This is a genomic window from Burkholderia sp. BCC0405 (assembly GCF_902833075.1).
In the GTDB taxonomy this organism is placed as follows: Bacteria; Pseudomonadota; Gammaproteobacteria; order Burkholderiales; family Burkholderiaceae; genus Burkholderia.
Genome location: NZ_CADFEO010000022.1, coordinates 122,869 through 140,333 on the forward strand (window position 1 = coordinate 122,869; position 17,465 = coordinate 140,333).

The 17,465-nt window shown below is 66.2% G+C and carries 18 protein-coding genes and 2 pseudogenes; 13 read left to right on the forward strand and 7 right to left on the reverse strand.

From position 1 onward, the window contains the following. Positions 1–7 precede the first annotated feature (7 nt). The gene (locus HWX36_RS29685; protein ID WP_244136557.1) at positions 8–400 is read left to right on the forward strand and encodes a 2-oxoglutarate dehydrogenase; all 393 of its coding nucleotides are present in this window, start codon (positions 8–10) and stop codon (positions 398–400) included. A 63-nt stretch (positions 401–463) separates the two neighbouring features. On the opposite strand, the pseudogene HWX36_RS29690 reads toward HWX36_RS29685, so the two are convergent. Beyond that, a pseudogene (locus HWX36_RS29690) lies at positions 464–982 on the reverse strand (helix-turn-helix domain-containing protein); the annotation flags it as partial. 17 nt (positions 983–999) lie between these two features. Between HWX36_RS29690 and HWX36_RS29695 the strand changes: the two are divergent. Next, positions 1,000–1,179: a hypothetical protein gene (locus tag HWX36_RS29695; RefSeq protein ID WP_175957231.1), complete on the forward strand. Its 180-nt coding sequence runs from the start codon at positions 1,000–1,002 to the stop codon at positions 1,177–1,179. Positions 1,180–1,195: 16 nt separating this feature from the next. Here the strand turns inward: HWX36_RS29695 and HWX36_RS29700 are convergent, their stop codons facing one another. The 5 genes from HWX36_RS29700 to metC all read right to left on the reverse strand — a co-directional run bounded on the left by HWX36_RS29700 (position 1,196) and on the right by metC (position 6,488). Next, positions 1,196–2,686 (reverse strand): aminotransferase class V-fold PLP-dependent enzyme, encoded by a 1,491-nt coding sequence (locus tag HWX36_RS29700; protein WP_175957233.1) that lies wholly within the window; start codon positions 2,684–2,686, stop codon positions 1,196–1,198. A gap of 336 nt (positions 2,687–3,022) precedes the next feature. Next, on the reverse strand, positions 3,023–3,781 hold the full coding sequence (locus HWX36_RS29705; RefSeq protein WP_244136558.1) for an amino acid ABC transporter ATP-binding protein: 759 nt from the start codon (positions 3,779–3,781) through the stop codon (positions 3,023–3,025). 8 nt (positions 3,782–3,789) lie between these two features. Continuing rightward, complete coding sequence (locus HWX36_RS29710; RefSeq protein WP_175957237.1) at positions 3,790–4,440, reverse strand: amino acid ABC transporter permease; 651 nt, start codon at positions 4,438–4,440, stop codon at positions 3,790–3,792. Positions 4,441–4,443: 3 nt separating this feature from the next. Then, positions 4,444–5,283: an ABC transporter substrate-binding protein gene (locus HWX36_RS29715; protein ID WP_175957239.1), complete on the reverse strand. Its 840-nt coding sequence runs from the start codon at positions 5,281–5,283 to the stop codon at positions 4,444–4,446. A 41-nt stretch (positions 5,284–5,324) separates the two neighbouring features. Further along, on the reverse strand, positions 5,325–6,488 hold the full coding sequence (gene metC / locus HWX36_RS29720) for a cystathionine beta-lyase (protein WP_175957241.1): 1,164 nt from the start codon (positions 6,486–6,488) through the stop codon (positions 5,325–5,327). Between the two features lie 109 nt (positions 6,489–6,597). On the opposite strand from metC, the gene HWX36_RS29725 reads away from it, so the two are divergent. The 11 genes and pseudogenes from HWX36_RS29725 to HWX36_RS29775 all read left to right on the forward strand — a co-directional run. Continuing rightward, positions 6,598–7,548, forward strand: a complete 951-nt coding sequence (locus HWX36_RS29725) for a LysR substrate-binding domain-containing protein (RefSeq protein ID WP_175957280.1) — start codon at positions 6,598–6,600, stop codon at positions 7,546–7,548. 389 nt (positions 7,549–7,937) lie between these two features. Further along, entirely contained in the window at positions 7,938–9,191 is a 1,254-nt protein-coding gene (locus HWX36_RS29730) for an MFS transporter (protein WP_175957243.1), read from the forward strand. A gap of 146 nt (positions 9,192–9,337) precedes the next feature. After that, positions 9,338–10,267 (forward strand): LysR family transcriptional regulator, encoded by a 930-nt coding sequence (locus HWX36_RS29735; protein ID WP_175957245.1) that lies wholly within the window; start codon positions 9,338–9,340, stop codon positions 10,265–10,267. 115 nt (positions 10,268–10,382) lie between these two features. Further along, positions 10,383–10,877, forward strand: coding sequence for a hydroxyquinol 1,2-dioxygenase (locus tag HWX36_RS29740; RefSeq protein WP_175957247.1), 495 nt, complete (start codon positions 10,383–10,385; stop codon positions 10,875–10,877). Between the two features lie 38 nt (positions 10,878–10,915). Further along, positions 10,916–11,935 carry a hydroxyquinol 1,2-dioxygenase gene (locus tag HWX36_RS29745; protein ID WP_175957249.1) on the forward strand — a complete coding sequence of 340 codons (1,020 nt, stop codon included), beginning with the start codon at positions 10,916–10,918 and terminating at the stop codon, positions 11,933–11,935. 45 nt (positions 11,936–11,980) lie between these two features. Beyond that, entirely contained in the window at positions 11,981–13,447 is a 1,467-nt protein-coding gene (locus tag HWX36_RS29750; protein WP_175957251.1) for an aldehyde dehydrogenase family protein, read from the forward strand. 8 nt (positions 13,448–13,455) lie between these two features. Then, the gene (locus HWX36_RS29755) at positions 13,456–14,523 is read left to right on the forward strand and encodes a maleylacetate reductase (RefSeq protein WP_175957253.1); all 1,068 of its coding nucleotides are present in this window, start codon (positions 13,456–13,458) and stop codon (positions 14,521–14,523) included. Between the two features lie 28 nt (positions 14,524–14,551). Then, a complete protein-coding gene (locus HWX36_RS29760) occupies positions 14,552–14,695 on the forward strand; it encodes a hypothetical protein (protein ID WP_244136559.1) in 144 nt (47 codons plus the stop codon). Positions 14,696–14,700: 5 nt separating this feature from the next. Further along, positions 14,701–15,012 carry a YciI family protein gene (locus tag HWX36_RS29765; RefSeq protein WP_175957255.1) on the forward strand — a complete coding sequence of 104 codons (312 nt, stop codon included), beginning with the start codon at positions 14,701–14,703 and terminating at the stop codon, positions 15,010–15,012. 3 nt (positions 15,013–15,015) lie between these two features. Then, complete coding sequence (locus tag HWX36_RS29770; protein ID WP_175957289.1) at positions 15,016–15,351, forward strand: Rieske 2Fe-2S domain-containing protein; 336 nt, start codon at positions 15,016–15,018, stop codon at positions 15,349–15,351. Positions 15,352–15,548: 197 nt separating this feature from the next. Next, positions 15,549–16,130 (forward strand): annotated as a pseudogene (locus HWX36_RS29775) (porin); the annotation flags it as partial. A gap of 30 nt (positions 16,131–16,160) precedes the next feature. On the opposite strand, the gene HWX36_RS29780 reads toward HWX36_RS29775, so the two are convergent. Continuing rightward, positions 16,161–17,371 (reverse strand): IS3 family transposase gene (locus tag HWX36_RS29780; RefSeq protein WP_175957257.1). Its coding sequence is split into 2 segments (ribosomal slippage): positions 16,161–17,056 and positions 17,056–17,371, totalling 1,212 coding nucleotides; the frame shifts between segments, so codons are not numbered across the junction. Positions 17,372–17,465 lie beyond the last annotated feature (94 nt).

Genomic DNA, 17,465 nt, shown 5'->3' on the forward strand with positions numbered 1-17,465 from the left:
GCGGCGTATGTCTCCGTTGATCGTCCTCGGTGCCGTGATGAGCAGTGCCTATGCGTTGCCGCCGCAGGCGGTAGCGCCGGTGAAGCTGCCGCACGGCGGGCACGGTGTCGACGGTCCGTTCTTTCCTGCCACGAAAGCGGCGCCGGTGTTGCCGTCGACCGGCGCGACGCTGCAGCAGCAGGCGCAGCAGCGTGTCGATGCGCGGCTCGGCGCCAATACGGTGCTGAGCAACGGCGCGGCCGTGACGAAGGCGCAGGCGCAGAGCAACGGCCTCGGTTTCGTGTCGAAGCACTTCGACGAAATCGATACGAAGCATACCGGCCGCGTGACGATGAGCGATGTGCGGCAGTTCATCCAGCAGCGGCAGGTGCAGGCGCAGCAGGAACAGCAGGACGAGTGACGTAGCAGGCAGGGCGGCGGCCGGCGCGGGACGATTCGCACCGGCCGCCGGAAGGTGCACGGCCTATTCCGTCTGCCGCTTGTCGCGTCGCTGTCCGAAGCGTGCGCGATAGTTGCGCGGCGATACGCCGACCTGCTTCGCGAACGCACGCTGCAACGCGTCGACACTGCCGAAGCCCGAGCGCTCGGCGATGCGTTCGAGCGGCCAGTCGGCCCGCTCGAGCAGCGCCTTCGCGCGCTCGATGCGTGCGGCCAGGACGAACTGCGCGGGCGATCGTCCGGTCTCCTTGAGAAAATGACGCGCAAACGTGCGTTCGCTCATGTGCATCCGTGCGGCCAGCGCGGCGACGCCGAGGTCGCCGGTCGGATCGTCGGCGATCTCGGTGAGCAGCGCGCGCATGCGCGGTGTCGCGCTGGCCAGCGTGCCGAGCCCGACGCTGAATTGCGCTTGCCCGCCGGGGCGGTGCATGAACAGCACGAGTTCGCGCGCGACGGCGACGGCGGTCGGTGCACCGCAATCCGCCTCGACGAGCGCAAGACACAGGTCGATGCCGGCCGTCACGCCGGCCGACGTATGGAAGGGCAGACGCGCACGAGGTCGTGTCGAAGCACGGGCTGCGGCTACTGACGCAGCCGGCTGGCGCTGGGCATGCGCCCATCGTCATTCCGGAAGGGCGGGGCGGCGATGCGGTGCTGCCCGGCGTGCTCGCGGACATCGCATCACGCTACGGCGGCGCGACGTCCGATTGGGTGGCGTTGCTGCTGGAGTATCCGCGTTAGCGGCGCCGTGCCGGGTTCAGGCCGAGGCCAGCGCCGTACGTCGGGCGGACAGGCGATTCCACAGCATGCCGGAGCGGCTGCCGCTGCGGCAGTACGCGAGCACCGGCTTCGGCAGCGTGTCGACCAGTTCGCCGAATGCATCGATCTGCGCATCGCCGATGCGGTCGCGCTCGACCGGCAGGTAGCGCGCTTCGAGGCCCAGTTCGCGGGCCGCCGCGGCGATGTCGTCGAACGCCGGATGTGCGTCGCCTTCGCCGTCCGGCCGGTTGCAGATCACCGAGCGGAAGCCGGCAGCGCGGATCGCCTTCAGGTCGGCCGGCGTGATCTGCCGCGAAGCGGAGAACCCGTTCGCCGCCGTCGCGCGACACTGTTCGATCGCGTGGCGGAAACAGGCGATCGCGAAGTCGACGTCCTGCTCCGTCGTGAAGCGGCCGAAGCTCACGCGCACGGTGCGGCCCGCCGCATCCGCATCGAGGCCGATCGCGGTCAGCACGTGGGACGGTGCGCCGCTGGTCGAGTTGCAGGCGGACGTCGACGACACAGCGAGCGCTTCGCCGAGCATGAACGGGAAGAAGCCGGGCGCATTCACCGTCAGGCTCAGCGTGTGCGGGATGCGGCGCGCGGTGGCCGCGTTCTGCGTGACGTCGCCGAGCTTGAACAGCGCGTCCGTCAGGCGGGCGCCGAGCGCCGCGATCCGGGCGGCTTCGCCGTCGAGCTTTTCGGCGGCCAGTTCGCATGCCACGCCCATGCCGACGATCTGGTGGGTGGCGAGCGTGCCCGAGCGCAAGCCGCGCTCGTGCCCGCCGCCATGAATCTGAGGGGCGATCCGGCTCGCGATGTCGCGGCGCACGAACAGCGCGCCGATGCCCTTCGGACCGTACACCTTGTGCGCGGACATCGACAGCATGTCGATGCCGAGCGCGCGCACGTCGATCGGCGTCTTGCCGAGCGCCTGCGCGGCGTCGACGTGGAGCAGCGCGCCCGCGGCATGCACGATGCGGGAGATCGCGCCGATATCGGTCAGCGTGCCGAGCTCGTTGTTCACGAGCATCAGCGACACGAGGCCCGTATCGGGGCCGATCGCGGCAGCGACCGCGTCGGCGGTGATCTCGCCGTCGCGGGTGGGCGTCAGGAACGTGACCGACGCGCCATGCTTCGACAGGTTCGCCATCGTGTCGAGAATGGCCTTGTGCTCGATGCGGCTCGTGATCAGGTGCCGTTTGCCGGTCGCGTGTTCCGCATAGCCCTTCAGCGCGAGGTTGTTCGATTCGGTGGCGCCCGACGTCCAGACGATCTCGTCGGCATCCGCGCCGATCAGCGCGGCGACTTGCGCGCGTGCCTGCTCGACCTTGTCTTTCGCGAGCCGGCCGGCGGCATGCGAGCTCGATGCGGGGTTGCCGAAGATGCCGTCGAAGCCGAGGCAGGCCGTCATCGCGTCGATCACGCGCGGATCGGCGGGCGTCGTGGCGGCGTAGTCGAGGTAGTGCAGCGTGGTGGTGTCGCTCATGTCCTTCTCATGCTCTGTTCTTTCGGAATGGGAGAAATGATACGGGGGACAGAAGGGAAAAAGGATCCAAAGTGGGTCGTGAATCCAGCTTGATATGGAATATGGTTTTCTTTGAATGTGGAATGGGGGAATTTTATTGTTGTCTGGCCCGGCCGTCATGCCACCGTGCCCTGCGGCGACATGAACGTTCCGGTACTGCCGGCGGCGGCCCGTGATCGGCTATGCGTCGCGGGGCAGCACGCGATAGCCGAGCGTCATGCAGTCGAGTTCGATGCTCCTGGTTGTGATTCAACGGGTAGCCGGAATGCCGGCGGCCGCTGGCCGGCCAGGCGGGCGTCAGGTCTCGATGAGATTGAGGAACTGACGCACGCGCGGATGGGCGCTGGCCGTGAAGAACGCAGCGGGTGTCGTGTCCTCGACGACCACGCCGTTCTCCATGAACACCACGCGATCGGCAACGTCCTGCGCAAACCGGACTTCATGCGTGACGACCAGCATCGTCATCCCGTTGCCCGCCAGTTCGCGCATGACGGCGAGCACGTCTTCCCGCACCGCCGGATCGAGCGCGGAGGTCGGCTCGTCGAACAGGATGACCTCGGGGTCCATCGCGAGGCCGCGGGCGATGGCCACGCGCTGCTTCTGGCCGCCGGACAGCCGCGCGGGATATTCGCCGGCCTTGTGCGCGAGGCCCACGCGACCGAGCAGGTGCAGGCCGCGTTCGACCGCTTCGCTTTTCCTGACGCCCTTGACGCTCACGAGCCCTTCGATCACGTTTTCCAGCGCGGTGCGATGCGGAAACAGGTTGAACGACTGGAACACCATGGCCGTGCGGCTGCGAATCGCGTTGATGCGCTTCCGGTCGTCGCGCGACAGCGGGGCGCCGCCCGTGCGCTCGATCTCGATGCCGCACACGGACACCTTGCCCGCATCGGGCAGTTCGAGAAAATTCAGCGAGCGCAACAGCGTGGTCTTGCCGGAGCCGGACGGCCCCATCAGCACGACGACTTCCCCGCGAGCGACGCTGAAGTCGACGCCCCGCAGCACGGCGTTGGCGCCAAAGGACTTGGTCAGCCCCTGAACGACGATGGTATGCATGGTGGTATTCATTGAAAGCGCCGTGACACCCGGCCTTCGAAAATCGTCTGGACGATCGTCAGGATCTGATTGATGACCCAGTAGATCAGGCCGACCATCAGGAACATTTCCAGGTAGCGGAAGGTTGAAGCGCCGACCTGGTCGGCCACGCGGGTCAGCTCGACGACGGTGATCGTGGACGCCAGCGACGTGTCCTTGATCAGCGCGATCATGCGGCTGCCGACGGACGGGATCGCGATGCGCAGCCCTTGCGGCAGGATCACGCGCCACATCATCTTCCAGTAGTTCATGCCGAGCGAATGCGCGGCCTCCCACTGGCCGCGATCGACCGCGTTGATCCCGGAGCGGAAGTTCTCGCTGAGGTAGGACGCGGAAAAGAGCGTTAGCGCCAGCAGCGCGGCCGGCACCGGGTCGAGCGTGATGCCGTAGCGCGGCAGGCCGAAGTAGATCAGCAGGATCTGCACCAGCAGCGGCGTGCCGCGAAAGATCGACACGTACGCGAACGCGAGGCCGCGCAGGAACCGGATCGACGACACCCGCGCGAGTGCCACGGCGAGCCCCAGTGCCGACCCGAGTGCGAACGACGCGAGGCCGAGGAACACGGTCATCGTCACAGCGCTTTCGAGCAGCGGCAGCGACCGAATGAAGAGATCGAACATGCGTTACTCCTTCTGCGCCTTGGCCTTGGCGATATTGCCGACCATGTCGTAGGCCGGGCCGACCCAGCGCTTCGCGAGCCGTTCGAGCGTGCCGTCGGCCGCCATGTCGTCGATCGCCTTGTCGACCGCGGCGAGCAGCGCCGGTTGCCCCTTCACGAGCGCCGGTGCGGAAAGCTGGTAGATCAGCGGCTCGCCGACTTCCTTGACCGGCAGGTGATTCACGTTCGCGTACTTCATCCCGCCGAAGTGGGAGACGATGGCCGCGTCGAGGCGGCCGCTGCCGAGGTCGTTGAACACGAGGCCGCCGTTGTCGTACGCGCGGATGTCGCTGTCCTTCAGGTGCGCCCGCGCCCATGTTTCGTTGGACGAACCGGTGATCACGCCGACCCGCTTGCCTTTCAGGTCGGCCTGACCGTGAATGCTCGTGTTGTCGGTGCGCACGAAGATGCGGAAATCCTCGACGCCGTACGGATTCGCGAAATCGACCTGCTTGCTGCGCTCGGCCGTCGGCGTCAGGTCGTTCATCACGAGATCGTACTTGCCGGCCTTGAGCCCTTCGACGAAGTTCTTGTACGCGTCGGCGACGAACACGACCTGCTTCACGCCGATGCGCCTCCCGACCTCGCGCGCGACCTCGACGTCATAGCCGGCCGGCTGGTTGCGATCGTCCAGCAGCGTCCACGGCGGGCTGCTCTGCGTGTTCGCCACCCGCAGCGTGCCGCTGGCCCGCGCTGCCGCGAGCAGGTCCGCCGCGCTTGCATCGACGCTCGACAGCGCCAGCATGCCCGTGATGCCGAACGTGACCAGGCATCTGGCCAGAATGCGTGTGGTTTGCTTTCTCATGATGTCTCCTTGGGTGTCTGTTTGTCGCGCACGCCGCGGCATTACGCTGCGCGGTTCCTGGCGCCGGTGAACGCCGCGAGGGCGGCGCGCAGATCGTCGATCAGCAGGTCGGGCGATTCGAGCCCGATCGACAGGCGGACGATCGGCTGGTCGGTCAGCGGGTACTGACGATATGCCTGCAGCGTCGCGGGGTAGTACGCGGCGAGGCTATGGACGCCACCCCAGCTCGCGCCGATCGCGAAGTGCCGCAGCGCATCGAAGAACGCGGTAAACGCGGCTTCCGGCGCAGGTTCGAGCATCAGCGAGAACAGGCAGCCGTTGCCGGAGAAATCGCGTTTCCAGATCGCGTGCCCCGCGTCGGACGGCAGTGCCGGGAACAGCACCTTGCGAACGGCCGGATGCGATTCGAGGAACTGTGCGACGCGCAGCGCGGCCGCGCTTTGCGCATCGAAGCGCACCTTGAGGGTCTCGAGGCCGCGCAGCACGAGGAAACAGTCGTCGGGGCTCGCCTGCTGGCCCAGGACGCTCTGCGTCTCGCGCAAGGTTTCGTAGTAGCCGAAGTCGTTCATGCTGATCGACCCGAGCAACAGATCGGAGTGGCCGCCGAACAGCTTGGTGGCCGCTTCGATGCTCAGGTCCACGCCGTGCTCGAGCGGGCGGAACGCGAGCGGGCTGGCCCACGTGTTGTCCATCATCGTCATGACGCCGTGGCGGCGCGCGACCTCGACGATCGCGGGAACGTCCGGCATTTCCATCGTCACCGTACCCGGCGACTCCATGCAGATCATGCGCGTATTCGGCTTCATGTGCCGCTCGATGTCGGCGCCGATCGTCGGTTCGTACTGTTCGACATCCACGGCGAACAGCGCGAGCCATTTCTGCGCGAAGGACTTGAGCGCGCCGTAGCATGCGGCGGACACGAGCAGATGATCGCCCGCGCGGATGAAGCCCATCACGGCCGTCATCAGCGCGGCCTGCCCGGACGGCGCCAGGACGCAGTGCGCGCCGCCTTCGAGTGCGGCGATGCGGCGTTCCAGCTCGCGGGCCGTCGGCGTGCCGGTGATGCCGTAGCTGTAGCCGTCGGGCTGGCGCTCCTTGCGGCGCGCGAAATCGTCTAGCGAATCGAACACGACGGTCGAGGCGCGCATGACCGCCGGCGACAGGCTGCGGAACGGTTGCGGGGGAAGCGGCGGGGTGATTGTCATGATGCGGGTCTGGACTCCATGGCTGGCAGGTTGGATGCCATGCAGTTTTACTTTCGCGCCGGTTTGCAGCAACATCGGAAATAATTCAGTCAATAAGCTGGAGTTATGGATGAGCGTGCGGGATATCGAGGTGTTCCGGGCGGTGATGAACGCCGGAAGCACCAGCAAGGCGGCCGGTGTGCTGGAGATTTCGCAGCCGGCGGTGAGCCAGTCGATCCGCCGGCTCGAAGGCATGGCGGGGTTCCGCCTGTTCGAGCGCGTGCGCAGCCGGCTCGTGCCGACGCAGGAAGCCGTGGCGCTGATGCGCGATGTGGACCGGTACTTTCTCGGTTTCGAGGTGATCGAGCACCGGATCCGCAGTTTGCGTTCGTACGGACTGGGGCGCCTCGCGATCGCGTCGTTGCCGGCGCTCGGCACCGGCTTCCTGCCGCGCGTGATTGCGTCGTTCGATGCGGCGGCGCGCGACGTGCAGATTTCGTTGCAGGTCATGAGCTCCCGCGAGGTTCACGAGAAGGTGTCGGCGGGGCAGGTGGACTTCGGGCTGATGGCGGACGAGATGTCGATGGCCGGGCTCGAGCACTCGGCATTCGTCAGCATGCCGGCGGTGGCCGTGATGAACGCGGGCCACCCGCTCGCGGCCAAAAGCGTGATCAGGGCCGAGGATCTTTCGCAGTCCGCATTCATCGCGCTGAATCCGGAGGACAGCACGCGATTGCGGCTCGAGACGCAGTTGCGCGGGCTCGGCGTCGTGCTGAAGCCGCTGGTGGAAACTCCGTACTCGCATACCGTGTGCGAACTCGCGCTGGCGGGTGTGGGTGTGGGGCTCGCGCATCCGCTCGTGGCGCTCGATTTCGTGCAGCGCGGGCTCGTTGTCAGGCCGTTCGATATCGAGGCCGTCTTTACGGGCGTGCTGGTGTTTCGTCCGGGAACGCCGCTGTCGGAGAATGCCCGGGTGTTTCTCCAGCACATGCGGATTCAACTGGAGGCCGACAGGAATGTGCTTGGGGCCTTGTTCGGCAGGAAAGGCCGGGGCAGGGAGACGCGCGGCAGCGGCAGGTAATGGCGGGTGAGCCGGGTGAGCCGGGTGAGCCGGCCGCGGTTCCGGGGCTGTCCGTGGCGACCCCGATGTCCACGAGGGATTCCCCGTAACACGCGAATGAGCGCCGCTTCAACGTCGTGCCCGTTCCACCCACGCTTCTCCACCGACACTTCCCGCCCGGCGCCCCCGATTATTTGCGTTTCGCGAATGGCGCGTTCGCCGGTAGCTCCATACCCGATTGGCGGCCGTGCCTCTATCGTGGTGACACCGGCCGATCGAACGCTGCGTGTCGAACCCGAACGGCGGCCGGCACTTCCTCGCGATTCGCGTCGCACACACAAGACATCGGACCTGGCTCATGCGCAGGCGCCGCGGCGCGCGCGGGCGAAGCCGTGTCCACGGAGACGGACATGAAAGCAAACGAGTGGGATACCTCATACGAGTGGAAGGCGGTCACGCTGCTGGCGCTCGGCTTCGGGCTGGTCGGCCTCGACCGCTGGCTGATCGCGCCGCTGTTCCCTTCGATCATGAAGGACCTCAACCTGAACGCGCAGGACGTCGGCAACTGTATCGGCGTGCTCGGCCTGTCGTGGGGCATCTTCGCGGCGCTGATGGGCGGCATCTCCGACAAGATCGGCCGCCGGAAGGTGCTGATTCCGGCCATCGTCGCTTTCTCGCTGCTGTCGGGCTTCTCGGGGCTCGCGGGCGGCCTGCTCGGGCTGATTGCGATTCGCGGCCTGATGGGCGTCGCGGAGGGCTCGTTCTGCCCGACGAGCTTTGCCGCGACGGCCGACGCGTCGCATCCGCGGCGGCGCGGGCTGAACCTCGGCCTGCAGCAAAGCGGTTTCGCGCTGTTCGGGCTCGCGCTGTCGCCGATCATCGCGACGCAACTGCTCGGGTTCGTGTCGTGGCGCTGGGTCTTTGCGCTCGTCGCCGTTCCCGGCCTGATCCTCGGCGCGATCATGTTCGTCGTCATCCGTGAGCCGAAGGTCACGAAGGCCGTCTCGTCGGAGCATGCGCCGGCGTCGCTCGGCCATGTGCTCAGGAGCCGCAACATCCTCGTGGCGATGGCCGCATTGTGCTGCGCGATGACGGGCGTATTCGTGCTCGGCGCGCTGCTGCCGCTGTACCTGACCGGCTACCTGGCGCTCGGCACGCAGAAGATGGGCCTCGTCGTGTCGGCGATCGGCTTCGGCGGCTTTCTCGGGCAGTTCGGGTTGCCTGGCCTGTCCGACCTCGTCGGCCGCCGTCTTGCGAGCATCGTCGGCTTCGCGGGAACGGCCGTGATGCTCTACCTCTTCCGTGGCCTCGGCCCGCAGCCGCTCGCGCTGTTCGGGGTCCTGTTCGTCGCGTCGTTCTTCACGCTCGGGCTGGTGTCGCTGCTGTCCGGCCCGGTGGCGACCGAGGCTGCACCCATCGGGCTCGTGTCGACGTCGATCGGCGTGGTGGTCGGTGTCGGCGAGATTTTCGGCGGCGGCATTGCGCCGGCGATGGGCGGCTACGTCGCTGCACACTTTGGCATCCAGAATATTCTGTGGCTGCCGATGGGCTCGGTTCTGCTCGGCATCGTGGTCAGCCTGCTGCTGAAGGAAACCGCGCCGGCCGTGCTGCAGCGCCGCGTGGCTGTGCAGCCGGCGCTGGCGGCGGGCGAGCAGCAGCGTTAAGGCCCGCGCGCAACGGTCGGCGCAGGCGTGGGCCGGCGCCGCTGCCGATTGACATCCATGGCGTGACACAGTGACGCCTTTCGCATGACACAGCCCGTTATCCGCACGGGTAGACTGCCGGTTTCGCTGTCGAAAAAGGGCGCGGTATGGACCGGTTTCTGAGCATCGAGGCATTCGTCAGGGTGGCGGAGGCGAGCAGTTTCGCCGAGGCGGCGCGGCAGCTTGGCGTGACCAGCTCCGTCGTGACGAATCGCATCCAGCAGCTCGAGAAGTTCGTCAACGCGCCGCTGTTTCATCGCAGCACGCGCCACGTGCGCCTGTCCGAAGTGGGCGAGGCGTTCTATCGCGAGTGCGCGGAGGTGGTAGGGCGCGTCAACGAGCTGACGGACCAGATGCGCGAGCTTCGCGCGACACCGACCGGGCGGCTGCGTATCCAGATGCTGCCCGGTTTCGCGCTCGATCACTTCGGTGCGCCGCTGATGGAATTCAACCGGCGCTACCCGGGCATCCAGCTCGACGTCATCGTCAATGACCGGGTCGTGGACCCGGTCGAAGAAGGGTTCGACATCGCGTTCCAGATTTTTCCGCCGATTTCCGAGTCGCTGATCGAACGGCGGCTGTTCACCGTCAGGCGCCTCTTTTGCGCGTCGCCCGCGTACCTCGACGCGCATGGTGCGCCACACCATCCGCGCGATCTCCTGCACCACACCACCGCGCTGTATTCGGGCTATCCGTCGCGCAACCGCTGGACGATGACGCGCGGCGACGAGGTCGTCGAAATGGAGTTGCCCGGCATGATCCGCTCGAACTCCGTGCACCTGCTGCGCGAGTACGCGCTGTCCGGCGGCGGCGTCGTGTGCCTGCCGACGCTCGTGGCGAGTGAAGCGCTCGTCGCCGGCCGGCTGGTGCCCATCCTCACCGACTTCCAGCTTGCGCCGCTGAGCTTTGCCGCGGTGTATCCCGCCACGCAGCGACAGGCGCTGAAGGTGAAGGCGCTGGTCGAATTCCTCGCGGAAACCATCGGCGACGAATCCCCGTGGGATCTTCCCCTTCTGGAGCGTGGCTGGGTGCGTTGAACCGCGCGGATTATTCGCGAAACGCAAATGCCGTAGTCGCCGTCCCGTGCCTTGTTGCGGGGGTTCCTTGCCCCTAGAGTTGAATCCAGCAAGCGGTTCAACTCAGGAGACAGCAATGACCGACACGGCATTCCATACCGTCTTTGGCTCGCTCGACAGCTACCGGAAGGGCGAGATCGAAATCACGAGCGGCAGCGCTCGACACTACGCGTTCTCGAATGTCTTCGAGGTCGCATCGAAGTCGGCCCCTTACGAAAAGGTCGTCGCCGGCAAGAACCTCGAATACGTGATCGAAGTGCTGCGCACCGACGGCCAGTCGCCGTGGTTCGCCTGCGCGCACGACGAGTTCGCGATCCAGATGGATGGCGAAGTCCGGATCGAATTCATCAAGCTCGATACGCCGCCGGCATCGGGGCGCGGAACCGTGAGCGCCGGCACGCAACCGGCCGGCCGCAAGATGGGCTATGTCGTATTGCGCCAGGGCCATCAGGCGCTGCTGCCGGCCGGCTGCGCATACCGCTTCACCGCGAGCCGGCCGGGCGTCGCGCTCGTGCAGACCGTCCTGGGCGAGCTGTCGGTGGAGAAGTGGGCCGACATCTGCCTGCACTGATTCGTCCTACCTCATTCGACCATTCCAGGAGACACGTCATGGCCACCCTCGACACCTTCGCCCCCTCCGTGGGCTTTGCCGCCGATCTCGTGCGATCGACCGAAGCCGATGCCGTCACCGGCTACCGCCGCTTCCAGCTCGGCGCGTTCGAGTTCCAGCGCGACGAATATTTCGTGAAGATCAGCTGGCCCGCGAAAGGCCGGACGCGCACGCATGCGATGCCGGCGGACGCGTTCCTGCGCGCGATGATGCGCGACGTGGCGTGGGGCTTCTTCTACGGCTGGGTGAACTTCGACCACGTGTTCGGCACGCGCAATCACTACGGCAAGGTGGACATGTATGCGGGCACCTTCAACGGCATCCTGAAGGACGCCGGGGTCGACTACACCGAGACCTTCGACACGCCCACGATCATGGCGACCTTCAAGGCGATGCTGCACGACTGGACGAACGAAGGCTTCGATCCGTTCGCGGCGCCCGAGGAAACCGGTACGGCGTTCGGACGCAAGCACGGCGACAACGGCGCGGCGATCGAGCGCACGCGCATCGCGACGCGCCGCATGCCGGGCCTCGAAGGCGATTCGCCGCTGCGCGACGACCTGCCGGTCAACCGCGCGTTCCTCGACGTCGCGCAGGACGAACCGGAAGTGCACGTCGAGCCGGGCTTCGAAGGCGAGCTGCACGCGTTCAACCTGTTCAAGTACCTGTCGCGCTCGGACGTGACGTGGAATCCGTCGGTCACGTCGGTGTGCGGGCGCAGCCTGTTCTGCCCGACCACCGAGGAATTCATCCTGCCGGTGTTCCATGGCAACGACCGCGTCGAATGGTTTTTGCAACTGTCCGACGAAATCGTATGGGACATCGGCGACAAGAACACCGGCGCGCCGCGTGCACGCGTGACGATGCGCGCCGGCGACATCTGCGCGATGCCCGCCGACATCCGGCACCAGGGCTATTCCACGAAGCGCTCGATGCTGCTGGTCTGGGAAAACGCCACGCCGGATCTGCCGCAACGCTACGAGAGCGGCGAGCTCGCGCCGTATCCGATCGCGTTCTGAGCGGCGCTGCAGTTTCCGCTTCAAGCCCTACACCGAGGACGATTCATGCAAACCCAACTCTTCATCGACGGACGCTTCGTTGACGCTGTCGACCGCGGCACGATCGACGTGCTGAATCCGCATGACGGCTCCGTCATCACGAAGATCGCCGCGGCCACCGCGGCGGATGTCGACCTGGCCGTCGAAGCGGCGACCCGCGTGTTCCCCAGATGGTCGGCGCTGCCGGCCGCCGAACGCGGCCGCTTGCTGCTGCGCCTGGCCGATGCGATCGAGGCCAACGCGGAGGAACTGGCGCAGCTCGAATCGCTGGATACCGGCCACCCGATTCGCGATTCGCGCTCGCTCGACGTGCCGCGCACGGCCGCCTGCTTCCGTTACTTCGGCGGCATGGCCGACAAGCTGCAGGGCTCGGTGATTCCCGTCGAAACCGGCTTCCTGAACTACGTGCAGCGCGCGCCGATCGGTGTCGTCGGCCAGATCGTGCCGTGGAATTTTCCGCTGATGTTCACGAGCTGGAAGATGGGCCCGGCGCTTGCCGCCGGCAACACGGTGGTGCTCAAGCCGTCGGAAATCACGCCGCTGTCGACGCTGCGCATCGTCGAGCTGATGGCCGAGGTCGGGTTCCCTGCCGGTGTCGTCAATGTCGTCCCCGGCTACGGGCATACGGCGGGGCAGCGGCTCGCCGAACATCCGGGCGTCGGCAAGATCGCGTTCACGGGATCGACGGCCACCGGCCGCCGGATCATCGAAGCGTCGCAAGGCAACCTGAAGCGCGTGCAGCTCGAACTGGGCGGCAAGGGCGCCAACATCGTGTTCGACGATGCCGATCTCGACGCGGCCATCAACGGCGCCGCGTGGGCGATCTTCCACAACCAGGGGCAGGCGTGCATCGCCGGCTCGCGTCTCGTGCTGCACGAACGCATCGCGGATGCGTTCCTCGAGCGCTTCGTTGCGCTCGCGTCGTCGATCCGCATCGGCAACCCGCTCGATGCGAACACCGAGATGGGGCCGCTCACCTCGAAGCAGCACCTCGAGCGCGTGCTGTCGTTCGTCGATGTCGCGCGCGAGCAGGGCGGCCGCGTGCTGACCGGCGGCAGCGCGCCGCAGGATCCGGCGCTTGCCGACGGCTACTACGTGCGCCCGACGGTCATCGAGGCAAGGAGCGCCGCCGACCGCGTTGCGCAGGAGGAAGTGTTCGGCCCGTTCGTCACGGTGCTGCGGTTCGGCAGCGACGACGAAGCGCTGGCCATTGCGAACGCAACCGAATACGGGCTGGGTAGCGGCCTGTGGACGAAGGATCTTTCCCGCGCACACAAGATGGCGTCGCGGATCAATGCGGGCATGTGCTGGATCAACTGCTACAAGCGCGTCAATCCGGGCAGCCCGTTCGGCGGCGTCGGCAAGTCGGGCTACGGCCGCGAGATGGGCTTCGAGGCGATGCACGACTACACCGAAGCGCGGTCGGTGTGGGTCAACGTCGACGGCAACGTGCCGCCGCACTTCGAGCGCTGAGGTTCGCCATGGATCGCTTCGTCTATCAGGGCACCCCGTCCCGCGTGGTATTCGAATGGGGCGCGCTCGCCAGGCTGCCGGACGAGTTGTCGACGCTCGGCGCCCGCCGCGCGCTGATCCTGTCCACGCCCGAACAGCGGCCGCTCGCCGAGCGTGTGAAGGCAATCCTGGGCGAGCGTGCGGCCGGCATCTGCGCACAGGCGGTCATGCACGTGCCGATCGAGGTCGCGCACGCGGCACGCGAGATGGCCGGCGAACTGGACGCGGACTGTTGCGTCGCGATCGGCGGCGGGTCGACGATCGGGCTGGGCAAGGCCATTGCGCTCGAATCGGTGCTGCCGATCCTGGCCGTGCCGACGACTTACGCGGGCTCGGAGATGACGCCGATCTTCGGGCTCACGGAAGGCCGGCTGAAGCGCACCGGGCGCGACGCGCGTGTGCTGCCGCGGACGGTGCTCTACGACCCGTCGCTGACGTTGACGTTGCCGCCGGCCATTTCGGCGGCATCGGGCATCAATGCGATGGCGCATGCCGTCGAGGCGCTCTATGCGGAAGACGCGAACCCGGTGATCAGCCTGATGGCGGAGGAATCGATTCGCGCGCTCGGCGAAGCATTGCCGGTCGTGGTGCGCAATCCGGAAGATCGCACGATGCGCAGCCGCGCGCTGTACGGTGCGTGGCTCGCGGGAACCTGCCTGGGCGCGGTCGGCATGGCGCTGCACCACAAGCTGTGCCACACGCTCGGCGGCACCTTCAACCTGCCGCATGCGCAGACGCATGCGGCGATGCTGCCGCACACCGCGCACTACAACCATGTTGCCGCACCCGATGCGCTGCGCCGCGTGGCGCGTGCGTTGGGCGGGAACGATGCGGCCGAAGCCGGCCCGCTGCTGTTTGCGCTGAACGCGCGGCTCGGCATCGCGCCGGCGCTCGCCGATCTCGGGATGCCGGAGGCCGGCCTCGACGAAGCTGCCGATCTCGCTTGCCGCAACCCGTATGCAAACCCGCGGCCGATCGAACGCGCGTCGATTCGCGCATTGCTTCAGCACGCTTGGGAAGGGCGCGCGCCGCAATGAGCGGCCCGATGCGTCAATGGAGAAAGACATGAGCCATGACCGCCATGACGGCGACGCCAGGCTGAACGAGCAGGTCGTCGCCAGCTTCGACGGCACGCCGAGCCCGCGCTTGCGCACGCGGATGCAGAGCCGCGTGTGGCATCTGCATGCATTCGTCCTCGATCGGAGCTGATCGCCATGGCGCGTTTCTTTGCGGTGTTTGCGACGGACCAGCCGGGCATGCGCGACGTGCGCGATCGCGTGCGGCCGATTCACCGGACTTACCTGCGCTCGGCCGATCAGCACGGCGTGGTGGTGCGGCTCGGCGGCCCGACGCTGGAGCCGCACGGCGACGCGATGAACGGCACGCTGCTCGTCGTGGAGGCGGACGACATTCATGCGGTGATGCAGTTCATCGGCAACGATCCGTATGTGAAGGAAGGGCTGTTCTCGCACGTGGAAGTGCGGCCGTGGGACTGGAGCCTCGGCAACCCCGAGCAGAGAGTGTGAATGATGGAGGCACGACCACTCTGCCGCCTTTCCGATGTGCCCGACGGCGGCGCGCGGGTCGTCGACGAAGCGTGCATCGGGCGCCCCGTGATCGTCGTGCGACGGGGCGAGCAGGTGTGGGCGTATGTGAATCGTTGCCCGCACTTCTCGGTGCCGCTCGATTTCGTGCCGGGCAGCGTTTCCTGTTACCGGTCGCAGGTGTTGATGTGCGCCCATCACAGCGCGCTGTTCCGGTTCGACGATGGCGTGTGTATCGACGGGCCTTGCTCGGGCTCGGCGCTGGAGGCCGTGGCTGTCGAGGTGGATGCCGGCGCGTGGGTCGTCTATCGCGGCGCTTGATCCGGGTGTGTCGATGAAGTGAAAGCAGGGCGGGTTGATGCGACGGTCATCGTATTCATCAATCAGTAAAGCTAATGATGTTGAAGGTGTCGAGTAATCGGCACCCGAATGACGACGATTCCTTGTGCAGCACCGGGCGAGCACCTGCCACGCAGCAGGTGGCGGTCTCGCATTTTCATAAAAAAGACGGAGACGGAATGAAACTCAGGTTGGGAGCAGTGGCGATTCTTGCCGTGGCGCAGGGCGCATGGGCGCAGAGCAGCGTGACGATGTTCGGGCTGATCGACGCCGGCGTGTCTTATGTCAGCAACGAGGGGGGCGGAAAGAACGTCAAGTTCGACGACGGCATCTTCGCGCCCAATCTCTTCGGCTTTCGCGGCACGGAAGATCTTGGCGGCGGGTATCGCGCGACGTTCGCGCTCGTGAACCAGTTCTCTATGGCGAACGGCAGCATCATCGGGACGGGGATTTTCGGGCGCAACGCGTACGTCGGCCTTGAAAGCAATCGGCTCGGCAGCATCACGCTGGGCAATCAGTATGACTTCATGGTGGATTCGCTGTTTTCAGGGAACAACGCGATTTCACGGGATATCTCGGGGCTGTACGGCTTTCGCAATGGCCCGTTCCAGCGTCTCGCGCTCCCGGACAACCCGACCGGTGCGTTCGATTGGGACCGCACGGCAGGCAGCAAGCCGATCGCGAACGCCGTCAAGTACAGCTCGCCGACGGTCGCGGGCTTTTCCGGCGGCGTGATGTATGCGTTTGGCGGGGTGGCCGGTGGAGTTGCCCCTGTAATACCGGACACAGCGTCACACTAAGGTTGCTGAATCCATCGCGCGCCGGAACTCGCGAGGCGAGTGGTATTTCAGCGCGCTATGGGGATGCTTCTCGTTGTAATGCTCGAACGCGATGGCCAAGTTGCGTGCAGCAGTCGCTGCGTCCGGCTTCGGCATGAAAGCGACGTAGTCGCGTTTCATCGTCTTCACGAAGCTCTCGGCCATCCCGTTACTTTGTGGGCTGCACACCGGCGTGGTCAATGGCTTCAGGCCGATGGCCGCGGCGAACCGACGCGTGTCGTCGGCCGTGTAGCCTGAACCGTTGTCGCTCAGCCACTCGATTTCGGACGGGGTATGCAGTTCGTTGCCAAACCGATTTTCCACTGCAGCCAGCATCACGTCGCGCACGATGTCACCGCTGTGGCCTGCCGTCGTGGCCGCCCAGCTCATCGCCTCGCGGTCGCAGCAGTCCAGCGCAAACGTCACGCGCAGCGGCTCGCCGTTGTCACAGCGAAACTCGAATCCATCGGAGCACCATCGCTGATTGCTGCGCGCTACGGCTACCTTGCCGTCGTGTCGACGTTGGGGGCGAGGCGGAATCGGTCGACGCTGCATCAGCAACCCATGTGTGCGCATGACGCGATAGATGCGCTTGGCATTGAACGGCACCAGCCCAACCGCGACGCGCTCGTTGCGCAATATGCCCCAAACCCGGCGATAGCCATAGCTGGGCAAATCGCCGATGACCCGGCGGATTTCCTCGACCGCGACCGCGTCGTCAGTCTGCCTCGATTGACGGCCATCGCGCCACGTCGCCGGACGCGACAGTCGTGCCGATACGTTCGAGCGCGACACGCCGAGAACTTCACAAACCAGTTTCACTGGTCGTCCTCCGGCAGCGAGGGCGAGTGCGCTATCCATTTTTTTGCCCGACCGTACTCGACTGCTTCGCGGAGAATCTCGTTCTCCATGGTCTTCTTGCCGAGCATCCGTTGCAGCTCACGAATCTGCTTGAGCGCGTCGGCCAGTTCCGAGGCCGGAACTACTTCTTCGCCAGCCTTGACCGCTGACAGGCTCCCATCCTGGTACAACTTGCGCCAGTGGAACAGTTGGTTCGGATTCACGCCGTGCTGGCGCGCGACCATCGAAACCGATTTCCCCGGCTCCAAACTCTCGCGAACCATCGCCAGCTTCTGCTCCGCCGTCCAGCGCCGCCGGCGCTCCGGGCCCGTCAACACTTCCATCACTTCCTGCCTGGTGTTAGTCAAAAACACAGTCGTATGCCTACCCGTTATTGTAAGTGGGTGACTGTGTCCGGCGCTTCAGGGGGCTGCTCCA